Annotated in this window: 11 protein-coding genes, 1 rRNA gene and 1 pseudogene; 6 read left to right on the forward strand and 7 right to left on the reverse strand. The window is 57.7% G+C overall.

Annotated features, from left to right (window positions below; all coding sequences use genetic code 11):
* Window positions 1–156 precede the first annotated feature (156 nt).
* From AC1Z24_RS20055 to AC1Z24_RS20075, 5 genes and pseudogenes are all read right to left on the reverse strand, one after another.
* Window positions 157–1693, reverse strand: a 16S ribosomal RNA gene (locus tag AC1Z24_RS20055).
* 498 nt (window positions 1694–2191) lie between these two features.
* The gene (locus AC1Z24_RS20060; protein ID WP_483746673.1) at window positions 2192–3046 is read right to left on the reverse strand and encodes a methyl-accepting chemotaxis protein; all 855 of its coding nucleotides are present in this window, start codon (window positions 3044–3046) and stop codon (window positions 2192–2194) included.
* Between the two features lie 57 nt (window positions 3047–3103).
* Window positions 3104–4135, reverse strand: a pseudogene (locus AC1Z24_RS20065) (cache domain-containing protein); the annotation flags it as partial.
* 223 nt (window positions 4136–4358) lie between these two features.
* Window positions 4359–5327 (reverse strand): hypothetical protein, encoded by a 969-nt coding sequence (locus AC1Z24_RS20070; protein WP_483742366.1) that lies wholly within the window; start codon window positions 5325–5327, stop codon window positions 4359–4361.
* A 183-nt stretch (window positions 5328–5510) separates the two neighbouring features.
* Window positions 5511–5750, reverse strand: a complete 240-nt coding sequence (locus AC1Z24_RS20075; protein WP_483742367.1) for a hypothetical protein — start codon at window positions 5748–5750, stop codon at window positions 5511–5513.
* Window positions 5751–6022: 272 nt separating this feature from the next.
* On the opposite strand from AC1Z24_RS20075, the gene AC1Z24_RS20080 reads away from it, so the two are divergent.
* The 6 genes from AC1Z24_RS20080 to AC1Z24_RS20105 all read left to right on the forward strand — a co-directional run bounded on the left by AC1Z24_RS20080 (window position 6023) and on the right by AC1Z24_RS20105 (window position 11534).
* A complete protein-coding gene (locus tag AC1Z24_RS20080) occupies window positions 6023–6577 on the forward strand; it encodes a carboxymuconolactone decarboxylase family protein (RefSeq protein ID WP_483742368.1) in 555 nt (184 codons plus the stop codon).
* A gap of 61 nt (window positions 6578–6638) precedes the next feature.
* Window positions 6639–7361 carry an SDR family oxidoreductase gene (locus tag AC1Z24_RS20085; protein WP_483742369.1) on the forward strand — a complete coding sequence of 241 codons (723 nt, stop codon included), beginning with the start codon at window positions 6639–6641 and terminating at the stop codon, window positions 7359–7361.
* A gap of 48 nt (window positions 7362–7409) precedes the next feature.
* On the forward strand, window positions 7410–8048 hold the full coding sequence (locus tag AC1Z24_RS20090) for a glutathione S-transferase family protein (RefSeq protein ID WP_483742370.1): 639 nt from the start codon (window positions 7410–7412) through the stop codon (window positions 8046–8048).
* 18 nt (window positions 8049–8066) lie between these two features.
* Entirely contained in the window at window positions 8067–9194 is a 1128-nt protein-coding gene (locus AC1Z24_RS20095; protein ID WP_483742371.1) for an alkene reductase, read from the forward strand.
* A 242-nt stretch (window positions 9195–9436) separates the two neighbouring features.
* Window positions 9437–10738, forward strand: a complete 1302-nt coding sequence (gene tcuC, locus AC1Z24_RS20100; protein ID WP_483742372.1) for a tricarballylate/proton symporter TcuC — start codon at window positions 9437–9439, stop codon at window positions 10736–10738.
* Window positions 10739–10754: 16 nt separating this feature from the next.
* The gene (locus tag AC1Z24_RS20105; protein ID WP_483742373.1) at window positions 10755–11534 is read left to right on the forward strand and encodes a substrate-binding domain-containing protein; all 780 of its coding nucleotides are present in this window, start codon (window positions 10755–10757) and stop codon (window positions 11532–11534) included.
* Here AC1Z24_RS20105 and AC1Z24_RS20110 read toward each other — a convergent pair.
* On the reverse strand, window positions 11520–12428 hold the full coding sequence (locus tag AC1Z24_RS20110) for a LysR family transcriptional regulator (protein WP_483742374.1): 909 nt from the start codon (window positions 12426–12428) through the stop codon (window positions 11520–11522). The genes AC1Z24_RS20105 and AC1Z24_RS20110 overlap by 15 nt on opposite strands.
* Window positions 12429–12563: 135 nt before the next feature.
* Window positions 12564–14177 (reverse strand): acyl-CoA synthetase, encoded by a 1614-nt coding sequence (locus tag AC1Z24_RS20115; protein WP_483742375.1) that lies wholly within the window; start codon window positions 14175–14177, stop codon window positions 12564–12566.
* Window positions 14178–14248 lie beyond the last annotated feature (71 nt).

Below are 14248 nucleotides of genomic sequence, written 5' to 3' on the forward strand. Positions count from 1 at the left end.
TCAGTCTATCTTTCTATCACATACCCAAATTTTTAAAGAACGGTTCTGAAAAAGATCAGAGCTCAATGTTCAACCGGAACATTCAGCTCTGCACTTTGACAAACGCATGAATCAAGCAATTCGTGTGGGAACTTGCGAAGAAGCTGAGTCTTCGATTAAGGAGGTGATCCAGCCGCAGGTTCCCCTACGGCTACCTTGTTACGACTTCACCCCAGTCATGAATCACACCGTGGTAACCGTCCTCCCGAAGGTTAGACTAGCTACTTCTGGTGCAACCCACTCCCATGGTGTGACGGGCGGTGTGTACAAGGCCCGGGAACGTATTCACCGCGACATTCTGATTCGCGATTACTAGCGATTCCGACTTCACGCAGTCGAGTTGCAGACTGCGATCCGGACTACGATCGGTTTTGTGGGATTAGCTCCACCTCGCGGCTTGGCAACCCTCTGTACCGACCATTGTAGCACGTGTGTAGCCCAGGCCGTAAGGGCCATGATGACTTGACGTCATCCCCACCTTCCTCCGGTTTGTCACCGGCAGTCTCCTTAGAGTGCCCACCTTAACGTGCTGGTAACTAAGGACAAGGGTTGCGCTCGTTACGGGACTTAACCCAACATCTCACGACACGAGCTGACGACAGCCATGCAGCACCTGTCTCAATGTTCCCGAAGGCACCAATCCATCTCTGGAAAGTTCATTGGATGTCAAGGCCTGGTAAGGTTCTTCGCGTTGCTTCGAATTAAACCACATGCTCCACCGCTTGTGCGGGCCCCCGTCAATTCATTTGAGTTTTAACCTTGCGGCCGTACTCCCCAGGCGGTCAACTTAATGCGTTAGCTGCGCCACTAAAATCTCAAGGATTCCAACGGCTAGTTGACATCGTTTACGGCGTGGACTACCAGGGTATCTAATCCTGTTTGCTCCCCACGCTTTCGCACCTCAGTGTCAGTATGAGCCCAGGTGGTCGCCTTCGCCACTGGTGTTCCTTCCTATATCTACGCATTTCACCGCTACACAGGAAATTCCACCACCCTCTGCCCTACTCTAGCTTGCCAGTTTTGGATGCAGTTCCCAGGTTGAGCCCGGGGATTTCACATTCAACTTAACAAACCACCTACGCGCGCTTTACGCCCAGTAATTCCGATTAACGCTTGCACCCTCTGTATTACCGCGGCTGCTGGCACAGAGTTAGCCGGTGCTTATTCTGTCGGTAACGTCAAAACACTAACGTATTAGGTTAATGCCCTTCCTCCCAACTTAAAGTGCTTTACAATCCGAAGACCTTCTTCACACACGCGGCATGGCTGGATCAGGCTTTCGCCCATTGTCCAATATTCCCCACTGCTGCCTCCCGTAGGAGTCTGGACCGTGTCTCAGTTCCAGTGTGACTGATCATCCTCTCAGACCAGTTACGGATCGTCGCCTTGGTGAGCCATTACCTCACCAACTAGCTAATCCGACCTAGGCTCATCTATTAGCGCAAGGCCCGAAGGTCCCCTGCTTTCTCCCGTAGGACGTATGCGGTATTAGCGTTCCTTTCGAAACGTTGTCCCCCACTAATAGGCAGATTCCTAGGCATTACTCACCCGTCCGCCGCTGAATCAGGGAGCAAGCTCCCTTCATCCGCTCGACTTGCATGTGTTAGGCCTGCCGCCAGCGTTCAATCTGAGCCATGATCAAACTCTTCAGTTCAATACTGCAATTAGGTTTTGAGAAAACCTTATAAACTTGGCTCAGCAATCGTTGGTTAAACCATGATTTCTCGTGGAGTAACTGGCGATGCTGATAATCAATTGACTTCAGTCTTACAGCGCAAGCACCCACACGAATTGCTTGATTCAGTTGTTAAAGAGCGGTTGGCTGATTCTTTCGTCTCAACCGAGGCGCGCATTCTACAGCGTCCCCTGCATCTGTCAAGCGGTTATTTTCATTATTTCATCAACGAAATCAACTACTTAACCCCGAACCAACATCGAAATGCTCGTTAGCGGGAGGCGAATAATACAGGATTAAAACACCTGGTCAACCCCAGCCTGATAATTCTTTTAACCATCAGCAGACCCGGCTTGCCACGATGAAAACGCCCTGCTTGCGCCCCGCTGCCGCTGGTGGAATGCACCGAGGCACTGAACGACAGCACGCCGCCCAGGCTCACGCAGCTTACATAAGCAGGTTCAGACGCAAACCCGATCAGTATTTGAAACGCTCCACCAAACCTTTGAGCTGCCCGGAGATATCAGTCAAACGCCCAGAACCGCTCTGTGCCGAATGGGCGAACTCTTCGACCAACTGGGCGTCGGCATGGATTTGCGCAATGTGCCGGTTGATCTCTTCGGCAACCTGGTGCTGCTCCTCCGCCGCCGTGGCGATCTGTGTGTTCTGGTCTCGAATGGCATCCACTGACAGCTGAATTTTATCGAAGCTGTTGCGGGCCTGTTCGATACATTCCACGCTGGTGTGGGAGAACTGCAAACTACCCTGCATCTGCTGGGTGACTTCCTGAGTACGCTTTGCCAGATTGCCGAGCAGACTATCAATCTCACCCGTAGAGTCGGCGGTACGTCTTGCCAGGGCGCGCACCTCGTCGGCGACCACTGCAAATCCACGCCCCTGATCACCGGCACGTGCGGCCTCGATCGCCGCATTGAGTGCCAGGAGATTGGTCTGCTCGGCGATCGAACGAATGGTGTCGAGGATGCTGTTGATGTTTTTGCTGTCCTGTTCGAGCTTCTGCATGGTATCGGTGGATTGCTGCAGATCCTGGCTCAACTTCAGAACGCTGCCCGTGGCCTCGCTGATGTGCTTCTGGCCGTCATGCACATCCCGATATCCATCGTCTGCACTCGAAGCGGCCTGACTGCAAGAGCGGGCAACTTCGTTGGCGGTTGCCACCATTTCATTGAAAGCCGTACTGACAAGCTCGACCGCTTCGCGCTGACGACCGGCGACTCGATCCATATTCTTAGCAACCTCGTGGGTATCAGCCGCTGCACTTTGCAACTCTGATGAAGCGCCACCAATACGCTGCATCAGATGAGCGATCATCCCCAGAAATTGGTTAAACCACCCAGCCAGTACCGCTGTTTCGTCCTTGCCCTGGACTTTGAGTTGACGGGTCAGGTCGCCCTCGCCTTCAGCTATTTCCTGCAAACCATCGGCGACACCCCGGATAGGTCGCACGATAACACTGGCAAAACTTGCACCGACGATTGCGAAAATGATGGCCAGCGCACCGGCGATAGCTGCGATCAGCCAGGTAAGACTGGATGATTTGGCCATCACCTCGTCACGCTCGATCAGGCCAATGAACCGCCATCCAAGTCCTTTTGAGCTGACCACGTTGGCCATATATACCTTGCCATCAATCTCGATCTGGGTCGCGCCATCGCCATTCTTGGCAAGGGCCGCATAATTGGCACCGAGGTCAGCCATCGGCTTGAAGTTGTGCTTCGCATCGCTGGGATCAACAAGCACGTTTCCGTTAGCCTCGACCAGCATCAGGTAGCCGCTGTCACCCAGCTTGATATTTTTGACGAGCTCGGTCAGTTGCTTGAGAGACACGTCAAGACCGACCACGCCGACCAGACTACCCGTAGCGTCAGTGACCGTATGAACAGTACCGATCAGGGATACATCATCCGGAGCCCAGTAATAGGCGCCCGTACGCACAGTCATGCCTGGTGCGGCGAGGGCAGCCTTGTACCAGGGGCGCTGGCGCGGGTCGTAGTTGGAAAGTTTGGAATCGTCAGGCCAGCTGGCGTAGCCGCCGTCGCTCAAGCCGAGGGAAAGATAAGCCGTCGTCGGATGGCTCTTGGCGAAGCCATCGAAGATGTCCAAGAGCTTATGGTTAGTCTCGGTGAGCGGCAGTTTCGCTGCATCAGCAGCGACGTAACTCTTCAAATCCTTGGCCAGGACGATACGAGGGTCTTTGGCAATGTACTCGACGTTCTGACTGATACCGTCGAAGAACTGTGTCATTGCGTTATCGATCTGGCGGATTTCACGGCCGCTGCTATCGACGAAATTGTCCCGCGCGGCGTCGCGTACGTTCACTACCACCAGCGCCGCAACCACAATAACGGGAAGACAAGCGATAGCGGCGAATCCCCACGTCAGCTTCTGTTTGATATTCATGATTTCTTCCGTAGGGTTTATAGGTTTTAGTCGGCAGAAACAACGGCAACGCTGTGGTTGATTTTTAGACGGACAGCCACTCACCACTCCTTAAGACTTATCGACCGAGGCCACATATTCCTGAATGCCACTCGCGCGACCGCAGACAAATAGCATGGTTTCAGATGTTCGGAGCCTGGCTATCGGGTTGCGAGTTAGAAACCGGGCCAAGGAGTAAGCGGTATCAGGGGTTGGATTTCATCCGACCCCGGATAGCTGTGCGCAGGCAGCCCCAGGCAATCGCTCCGATGATCAGCACCTCACCTGCGCCAATCAGCAGGTTGAATGAAAATGCGATCGGTTGCTCGGCCCAGTAAAAGACCGTTGACCCCGTGCGCAAGCCGCTGACGCGCAGCCGCCCGGTAAACAGAGCGGGCACCAATGCGACGACGTTTACCAGCTCCAGCACTGCCAGGAAGGCGCCCAGCAAGGTCAGCAGGGCGCGTGCAGGAACGCCCGGTTTCTCGGTCGACTCAGACGCAGGCGTGAGTTCCTTGCCTTTAAGCTTGAGTTGCCTGGCGCCCCGCCAGGCACTCTTGCGGGTGGGGGCTGGAGCTGGCCGATACGAGGCTGGCGTCGCACCGGCTGCTGAAGCTGCGACGACCTCGACGGGCACCGCCACGTTCAGGTAATCCGCCAGCTCACGCAGCCACAAGTCGGTGCGTTTGCTGCCCGGCACTATAGGAACGTTGTCGGTCGTCAGGCGGTGCTCGGTGCCATCGCGCATCACCAGCCACAACTGAGTGTAGGCCGGCTCGGCCTGCGGGCGGCGGCGAAGTTCGAGGTATTTGGGCGCATCAATTCTAAATACCGAATGCACACGCTCGCGGCGTCCAAAAAAGTTGCGGGTGCGACGCTTGCCTTCACCGGCGAGTCGCGACAGCAGCAGAGTCTCGCGCAGACCGGTGTAAACCATCAGCATCAGGCCAAGGGCGGGAATCAGCAGCAGCCCGAGAACTACCAATACAAAGGACAGCAGGTCCAGGTCAGTCGGCAGCGAGTCTCCATCGACAATCGCCAATACGACAACTGCCAGCGGCGCGATAAAGCCAAGGCTGCCGGTCAGCAGCACGAACCCGCTTTGCAGCAGATTGCGCGAGTGGATGTGCAGGTCATCCTGCGCGGTGCGCTCGAAACGATGTCCAATCAACATAATGCGCCGCCTTTAAGACCGCTCGCAGGATCGTGACAAGCGACTGCACGCCGCGGATCAGGATTGTGTTTCACGCTGCGCAGAATAGCTCATGCCGAAGTTGCCGGATGGGATGCCGGTCTTGTACAGACAGACTAAAAGCCCAGACGTATGCCTGGGCCTGGATGGGTTTATCAGCTCTTCCTATTCCGCATCAATAAGGCTATCCGTCTTCGCTGTGCCGTTATCTCGATGGGTCTGGGCGTCCTGATCAGAGCCCGGATTGCCGGGTGGCGGGTTCCAGTCTTCCGGTCGTTCGTCAGCACCCTGTTTTGGCTCGGAGTTGGCTCGTTCAAGACCTGAGTCATGGTCCTCTCCCGTATCCACCGTTTTTTCGTCGGGGCCCGGATATGCCGCCTCCGGTCCATTGTTCTCGATCGCCATAACGGCTCTCCCATCTGCGGCGCAGGACATCTGCGCATAAGAATGTGAAAGGTAGCGCGAGGAGGAAGTGCCACTAAGCCGACGGGCGGAGCTCGCATCGTGCGCCGCTGCGCCTGCGCTCGCCCGCAAGTTGGCTCTAGCCCAAGCCATGCCGTAGCCACCACTTATTCCCCCCAAGCATGACTCATATGCCCCTGCCCTGCGTTCCGCAGCCCGTCCGGTAACAGCAAGATAGCCCCAGCACTCTTGCTGACCCACCCAAGGACACTGCGATGACCACTTTTACCCGTCACACCCTCGATACCGCGCCAGCCGAATCCAGGCCTGTCCTGGAAGCCGTCAAAGGCGCCTTTGGCTTTGTGCCGAACTTGCAGGGCCACATGGCCGAATCGCCGGAATTGCTCGCCGGTTACAACCAGCTGTGGGACCTGTTTGGCAAAAGCACGCTGACAGCCCATGAGCAGCAGGTGGTCTACCTGACCTCCAACTTCGAAAACAACTGCCACTACTGCATGGCCGGTCACACCACCCTGGCCAAGATGATCGAGATGCCCGCCGATGTCATCGAAGCGCTGCGGGCAGGTAGCGCAATCCCTGACGCGCGGCTTGAAGCCTTGCATGTGTTCACCACGGCCGTAGTCCGTGAGCGTGGGTTCGTCGGTGATGCAGGCATTGAAGCCTTTCTGGCAGCAGGCTTCACTCGGCGCAATGTGCTTGAGGTGGTGCTCGGTGTCGCCACCAAGGTGATGAGCAACTACACCAACCACCTGGTACATACCCAACTGGACCCATTCATGAAAGGCAACGAGTGGACCAAACCGGTCTAAACGGTCGCCTGGGCCCGCCCTCCCTCAGCCCGTCCTGCGGGCTGTTCTCCAAGGAACACAAATGAATACCCGTACTTTCCTGATTACCGGCGCCAGCAAAGGCATCGGCCGGGCGCTGGCCCAGTCCCTGGCGGATGCCGGTCACAGCGTTGTCGGCATTGCCCGTCATGCCGATGACGGGGACTTCCCCGGCATTCTGGTTCCGGTTGATCTGAGCGATCGCCAACAAACACAGCACGCCCTTGATGAACTGGCCCGGCAATACCGTTTCGATGGATTGGTGAACAACGTTGGCCTGGTACGCCCGCAACTATTGGGCGAAGTGGATCTGGATGATTTCGATGCAGTAATGCGGGTGAACCTGCATGCCGCCCTCCAGGCCACCCAGGCGCTACTGCCGGGCATGCGAGCGCGGGGATGGGGACGCATCATCAATATCTCCAGCCTGACGGTACTGGGCATTACCCATCGTACGGCGTACGCGGCAGCCAAGGCAGCGATGGTCAGCTTTACCCGCTCGTGGGCACTGGAGCTGGCTACCACGGGCATCACCGTCAATGCCGTTGCGCCGGGCCCGACAGAGACCGAATTATTCCGCGCCAACAATCCGCCTGGCAGCGAGGGCGAGGCGCGCTATCTGTCCGGCGTCCCTCTGGGCCGCTTCGGCAAGCCAGAAGAAATCGCTGCGGCGATTGCCTTTCTCCTGTCCGAACACAGCGGCTTCATTACCGGCCAGACCCTGTTTGTCGACGGCGGCGCGTCAATCGGCAAGGCCGCCTTTTAGCCACAGTCTCAGCGACCGGCCCTTCCACTTGTAACGAGAATTCTGAATATGTTGATCGTTCACGCTTTTGCGACGCCCAACAGCGTCAAGGTCCCCATTGCCCTGGAAGAACTGGGGCTCGAATACCAACTGCTTGCGGTCAATATCCGCCAGGGCGAACAGAAGCTTGCGGCCTTCGTTTCGTTGAATGCCAACGCCAAGATCCCGGTGCTGGTCGATAGCGAAGCCAACGACGGCCAGGGCATGGTACTGACCGAATCGGCTGCCATTCTGGTCTACCTGGCCGAACGCTATAAACAGCTTCTTCCGGCACAAGGCGTGGATCGCGCCAGGGTCTTCGAACAATTGTTTTTCCATGCCAGTGCCCTGAGCCCCGCTTTTGGCCAATCCGGCTTTTTTCAAAAGCTGGCCAGCGAGCCCAATCCTGTGGCCATCGCCCGCTTCCACGGCGAAGCCAAACGCGTCCTGGCCGTTCTGGACGGCCAGTTGGCCAACAGCGAGTTCGTCGCGGGCAGCGGCTTCTCCATCGCTGACATCGCCCATTTCGGCTGGCTATGGCGCCGTGAATTTGCCGGTATCGACTTCAGCACCAGCCCGAACGTCGAACGTTGGTACAACACCGTCAGCCAGCGGCCTGCGGTGATTCGTGCTATCGCGCGAACCAACGCCCTCCTCCCTCAAGCCTGATAACAAGGACTGCACATCATGAGCAAGCAACTGCTGTTCACTTCGACATCGGTCGGCCCGTTTACGCTTACACATCGCGTGGTAATGGCGCCCCTGACCCGCATGCGCTCCAGCGAAGGCAATGTGCCCAACGCATTGATGGCCGAGTACTATGCCCAACGCGCCACCCCCGGCGGGCTGATCATTGCCGAAGCGACCCCGGTTTCGCCCTACGGCTTTGGCTATGCGGGCGCGCCCGGGATCTTTACCCAGGCCCAGGTTGACGGCTGGCGCAAGGTCGTAGACGCCGTGCATGCCAAGGGCGGTGTGATATTCCTGCAACTGTGGCACGTAGGCCGTCAATCCCATTCCTTGTTGCAACCGGGCGGCATCGATCCGGTGGCACCATCGGCAATCCAGGCACAAGGCGACGCCTATGCGAAAAGCGGCGCTGTGCCGTTCGGCATGCCACGGGCGCTTCTGCTTGAAGAGATCCCAGATGTTGTCGAAGAATTCCGTCACGGCGCAGAACTCGCGAAAAGCGCAGGTTTCGACGGCGTCGAAATCCACGGCGCCAACGGCTATCTGCCCGATCAATTCCTGCAGGATGGCACCAACAAACGCACCGACGCCTATGGCGGTTCAATCGAAAACCGCGCCCGCTTCCTCGTGGAAATCACCGTGGCGGCGACATCGGTATGGGGTCCGGGGCGTGTCGGCGTGAGGCTGAGCCCGTCCAGCAGCTACGGCTCAATGCACGACAGCAATCCAGAGGCGACCTTCGGTTATGCGGCCAAGGCACTCGACGCGCTGGGGCTGGCCTACCTGCATATCGTGGAACCCCGCATCAAGGGCGATGAAACCCTCGACGCACACGCCCCACCGGTGGCGGTGCAATATCTGCGCACCCTGTTCAGCGGGCCGATCATTACGGCAGGAGGATTTCAACGCGATAGCGCCGAGCAACTGCTGTCCCAGGGCCATGCAGATATGGTCGCATTTGGTCGTGCATTCATAGCCAATCCGGACCTGCCACGACGCCTGCAGGAAAACCTGACGCTCAATGCCTACGACCGGGACACTTTCTATGGCGGCGATGCAGGGGGGTACACCGATTACCCGTTTGCGGATAACCAAGTAAACCGCCAACAATTAAAAAGCCTGTAAATCATTAATGTTTTGAATGAGCACCAGAGCCGTTACGTTGTACGGATGAGCAATCAAGATTGCTTGAACACGGCTTCGGCGGCAGGTGCTCCGCAATTTCTGCACAAAGGCTCGCGACACTCAATTGATAAGCTTTAAACATCAATGGATGCAAACATAACACTTATCGTTTCAAAGTGTGTCCAGCAAACTCCACGACCTAAGCGCTGATAAGCCCCTAATAAGATCGCTGGAGAACCCTCATGCACGACTCACCCCACCTGCGGGCAACCCGCGCCAAGTCCAAGGCCGGTACCGTATTCCGTGTCACCTCGGGCAACTTCCTCGAACAGTTTGATTTTTTCCTGTTCGGCTTCTACGCCACCCAGATCGCTGCGGCCTTCTTCCCTGCATCCAGTGAGTTTGCATCATTGATGATGACCTTCGCTGTGTTCGGCGCAGGTTTCCTGATGCGCCCGCTGGGCGCTGTCATCCTGGGTGCCTACATAGACGATGTGGGTCGACGCAAAGGGCTGATTGTCACTCTTTCGATCATGGCCAGCGGCACTTTGCTGATTGTGCTGGTGCCTGGCTACGCCAGCATCGGACTCTGGGCGCCGGCATTGGTACTGATTGGCAGATTGCTGCAAGGTTTTTCAGCCGGTGCGGAGCTGGGCGGTGTTTCGGTCTATCTGGCAGAGATGGCGACGCCCGGCCGCAAGGGTTTTTACACCAGCTGGCAATCCGCAAGTCAGCAAGTCGCGATCGTAGTCGCGGCCGCCCTGGGCTACGCACTCAATCAGTGGATGGCGCCCGCCGTTGTCGCGGATTGGGGCTGGCGGATTCCTTTCGCTGTGGGTTGCCTGATCATCCCGTTCATCTTTCTCTTGCGACGCAGTCTTCAGGAAACCGAAGAGTTTGCCGCTCGTATTCATCGCCCCACCATGAAACAAGTCGTTGCATCCTTGCTGCAGAACTGGAGTGTCGTGGTCGCCGGCATGCTTATGGTGGCGATGACCACGACCGCGTTTTACCTGATCACCGTGTATGCACCGACATTCGGCAAGACGGTGCTGAACCTGAGCACCGCCGACGCCTTGCTCGTAACGCTGCTGGTCGGTGTATCGAACTTCATCTGGCTGCCGATTGGCGGCGCACTGAGCGATCGCTTCGGACGCAAGCCCTTGCTTGTAACGATGACCCTGCTGACCATTATCACTGCCTACCCCGCGCTGTCCTTTCTTGCCCAGGCCCCAAGCTTCGGCCACATGCTGGAAGTGTTGCTGTGGTTCTCGTTTCTTTACGGGCTCTACAACGGCGCAATGATTCCCGCGCTGACTGAGATCATGCCGGTAGAAGTACGGGTAGCGGGCTTTTCTCTGGCATATAGCCTGGCGACAGCTGTATTCGGTGGTTTCACGCCGGCTATTTCCACCTGGCTGATCCATCTCACCGGCGACAAGGCGGCCCCCGCTTACTGGATGACCTTCGCCGCCGTATGTGCGTTGTGTGCAACGTTAGTACTGTACCGCCACCTTTCAGCTCGCCCGCAATTGGCTGTGTAATCGAGGAAACTGCAAGATGAAATCACTGAAAACCCTTCAACTGACCGCACTGTTTGCAGCGTGCGTCGCGCTGTGCACTGCCGTTCAGGCCGAAGAACTCAAGGTCATGACCTCGGGTGGGTTCACTGCGGCATACACGCTGCTGGGCCCGCAATATGCAGCCTCCAGCGGCGACACGCTGAAGACGATTCTCGGCCCCTCGATGGGCAAGGCACCCGAAGCCATTCCTAACCGGCTGGCACGTGGCGAACACGCCGATGTGGTCATCATGGTTGGATACGCTCTGGATGAGCTGATCAAACAGGGTAAAGTCATCCCCTCTTCGCGCGTGGAGCTGGCTGACTCGCGTATCGGGTTGGCAGTAAAGGCGGGAGCGCCGAAGCCGTCCATCAACACCGATGCCGAGCTGAAACAGGTGCTGCTGAACGCGAAGTCCGTCGCGTACTCGGACAGCGCCAGTGGCGTCTATATCGAGAAGCAATTGTTCAAGAAGCTGGGGATTGAGGAGCAGCTTGCCCCTAAAAGCAAAATGATCGAGCGCATTCCTGTCGCTACGGTAGTCGCCAAGGGGGACTACGAACTGGGCTTCCAACAGGTGGCTGAACTGCTGCCGGTAGCAGGTGCAGCATTCGTTGCCAAGATCCCGGAGGACGTCCAGTCGGTGACTCGCTATGCCGCAGGCATTCCGGTGAACGCTGAACATCCTGAGCAGGCCAAAGCGCTTCTCGATTACCTGGCATCATCCAAGGCACAAACCACTGTGCAGTCGACGGGGCTGGATTCAGTCCCTCGTTGAACGCGAAGGCATTTCCCTGACCAATCGTTCCAGTTCGAGTGCTGCCGGGGTAAGGGTTCTACCCCGGCGTTTGAGCAGCCCGACATTGCGGATCACCTCGGGTTCTACCAGCGGTACGCTCACCAGGACGGGATGAGCGTTCACGGGCATGGCAATTGAAGGCACCGCCGCAACGCCAAGTCCTGCCTCCACCAGACCGATCATCGTCGTGACGTGGCGGGTTTCACAAATGCTGGGATTGTGCGGATACATCCGCGTCAACGCCTTATCCAGCACGAGCCGATTGCCCGAAGTCTTGTCCAGACTGATGTAGTCATGCTCGTGCATCTCGTCCCAGCTCACTTGATGGCGGGTAGCGAGTGGATGATCGCGACGGCACGCCACCACATAGCGCTCCTGCAACAACAGATCAAAGTCGACATCGGGTGCAAGATTCCCACTGAAACTCACGCCGAAATCCGCCTCGCCCAACGCCACCGCGCTGTTGACCTCATTGGCACTGGCATCCAGCAATTTCACTTTAATCTTCGGATACTGCTTGTGGAACGCACTGATGACTTGCGGCATGAAGTAATACGCCGCTGAGGGTACGCAGGCAATTGTGACACTGCCCATCCGGGTTGAGCCGACATCCCCGATCGTCATCAAGGCGATATCCAGATCGTCCAACACTCGCTCGACCTGAGGCAAAAAAGCACGGCCGACCGTGGTCAGACTGACCTTGCGGGTGGTGCGTTCGAACAGCTTGACGTTGAGTGCCGACTCAAGTTTTTCGATCCGCCGACTGAGCGCGGGCTGCGTGATACGGACCGCGTCTGCGGCTTTGCGAAAGCTGCCGTTTTCCACCACGGCGCGAAAAGCCTGCAGGTCGTTGAGATCGAAGTTGATGGACATTGCTGGACCATGGCAATTGATAGGAGTCGTGCATTAATCCAATCGTATCAAACCACCGCCATTTCCACTTGGCTCATGACACCGGACGGGCAGGACTATAGTGGTCGGGCGGCAATGCTGGGCGCAGCCGATTGATCATTCCCTGGCCCTCGCCCGCAACAAAAACTTCTGCACCTTGCCGGTGGAGGTCCTGGGCAGCGGCCCGAAAATCACCGTTTTCGGCACCTTGAAACCGGCCAGGCGCTCACGACAGAAGTCGATGATCTCGACCTGACCAATCTGTTCATGGCCGGGTTTCAGGGCGATGAACGCGCAGGGTGTTTCGCCCCATTTCTCGTCGGGCTTGGCGACCACGGCGGCTTCCAGCACGGCCGGATGGCGATAGAGAACGCCTTCGACTTCGATGGTGGAGATGTTTTCACCGCCGGAGATGATGATGTCCTTGAGGCGGTCGCGGATCTCCAGATAACCGTCGGGATGCCACACCGCCAGATCGCCGGAGTGAAACCAGCCATTGCTGAAGGCTTCATCGGTGGCCTTGGGGTTGCCCAGATAACCCTTCATCACGGTATTGCCGCGCAGGCAGACTTCGCCGATGGTCTGGCCGTCCTTGGGCACCGGCACGCCGGTCTCCTGATCCAGCACCGTGACCCCTTCCAGGGTCGGGTAGCGCACCCCTTGCCGGGCCTTGACCGTGGCCCGCTCGTCCGCAGACAGCTCATCCCATTCTTCTTTCCAGGCACACACGGTGACAGGCCCGTAGGTTTCAGTCAGGCCGTAGGCATGGGTGATTTCGATGCCCATGGCCTGCACCGAGGCAATGACCTGGGCCGGCGGCGCCGCACCGGCAGTCATGGCCCGCACCGGATGCGCGAACGTCACCGCCTTGGCGACGTTGGCCAGGCCATTGAGCACGATGGGCGCGCCGCACAAATGGCTGACTTTGTGTTCGTTGATCAGGCTGATGATTTTCTGCGGGTCGACCCGGCGCAGGAACACATGGGTCCCGGCCTGGGCGGTGATGGTCCAGGGATAGCACCAGCCATTGCAATGGAACATCGGCAGCGTCCACAGATAAATCGGATGCAGGCCCATGCCCCAGGCCATCTGGTTGCCGATTGCATTCAGGAAGGCGCCGCGATGGTGGTAGACCACGCCCTTGGGGTCGCCGGTGGTGCCCGAGGTATAGTTGAGGGAAATCGCTGCCCACTCGTCCTCGGGCCATTGCCAGTCGAACCCGGCATCGCCGCTGGCCAGTAACTCTTCGTAATCCAGTTCGCTGAGTTGTTCGCCGGCGGCATATTCCGGGTCGTCGACATCAATCAACAGCGGCGGTGTTTCCAGCAGCGCCAGGGCCGCGCGGATCACCTCGTGAAACTCCCGGTCGGCAATCAGCACCTTGGCTTCGCCATGCCTGAGCATGTAGGCAATGGCCGGGGCATCCAGGCGCACATTCAGGGTATTGAGCACGGCACCGAGCATCGGCACGGCAAAATGCACTTCGAGCATCGCCGGAATATTGGGCAGCATCACCGCGACGGTATCGCCCTGCTTGACGCCCTGCCTGCTCAAGGCCGAGGCCAGCTGGCGGCAACGCATGTAGGTCTGGCCCCAGGTGCGGCGAATCGCGCCATGAACGACGGCCGGATAGTCCGGAAAAGTACTGGCCGTACGTTCGATAAAGCTCAGCGGCGTCAGGGCGATATGATTGGCGGGGCCTTTGGCCAGGCCCTCGAGGAAGATCGACATAGGGGTACCCTTGGCTGATTGTTAGCTCTTGTGGTTGGTACGACGATAGCAGGTGTTGCGGGGTGCAAACG

This window comes from Pseudomonas sp. JL23 (genome assembly GCF_056933585.1).

What these genes read in the sequence shown, in the direction of transcription:
- AC1Z24_RS20080 (WP_483742368.1), top strand. Translation starts at nt 6,023, where the DNA reads ATGACCACTTTTACCCGTCACACCCTCGATACCGCGCCAGCCGAATCC.
- AC1Z24_RS20070 (WP_483742366.1), bottom strand. Translation starts at nt 5,327, where the DNA reads ATGTTGATTGGACATCGTTTCGAGCGCACCGCGCAGGATGACCTGCAC.
- AC1Z24_RS20085 (WP_483742369.1), top strand. Translation starts at nt 6,639, where the DNA reads ATGAATACCCGTACTTTCCTGATTACCGGCGCCAGCAAAGGCATCGGC.
- AC1Z24_RS20110 (WP_483742374.1), bottom strand. Translation starts at nt 12,428, where the DNA reads ATGTCCATCAACTTCGATCTCAACGACCTGCAGGCTTTTCGCGCCGTG.
- AC1Z24_RS20060 (WP_483746673.1), bottom strand. Translation starts at nt 3,046, where the DNA reads ATGATCGCTCATCTGATGCAGCGTATTGGTGGCGCTTCATCAGAGTTG.
- AC1Z24_RS20115 (WP_483742375.1), bottom strand. Translation starts at nt 14,177, where the DNA reads ATGTCGATCTTCCTCGAGGGCCTGGCCAAAGGCCCCGCCAATCATATC.
- AC1Z24_RS20105 (WP_483742373.1), top strand. Translation starts at nt 10,755, where the DNA reads ATGAAATCACTGAAAACCCTTCAACTGACCGCACTGTTTGCAGCGTGC.
- tcuC (WP_483742372.1), top strand. Translation starts at nt 9,437, where the DNA reads ATGCACGACTCACCCCACCTGCGGGCAACCCGCGCCAAGTCCAAGGCC.
- AC1Z24_RS20075 (WP_483742367.1), bottom strand. Translation starts at nt 5,750, where the DNA reads ATGGCGATCGAGAACAATGGACCGGAGGCGGCATATCCGGGCCCCGAC.
- AC1Z24_RS20090 (WP_483742370.1), top strand. Translation starts at nt 7,410, where the DNA reads ATGTTGATCGTTCACGCTTTTGCGACGCCCAACAGCGTCAAGGTCCCC.
- AC1Z24_RS20095 (WP_483742371.1), top strand. Translation starts at nt 8,067, where the DNA reads ATGAGCAAGCAACTGCTGTTCACTTCGACATCGGTCGGCCCGTTTACG.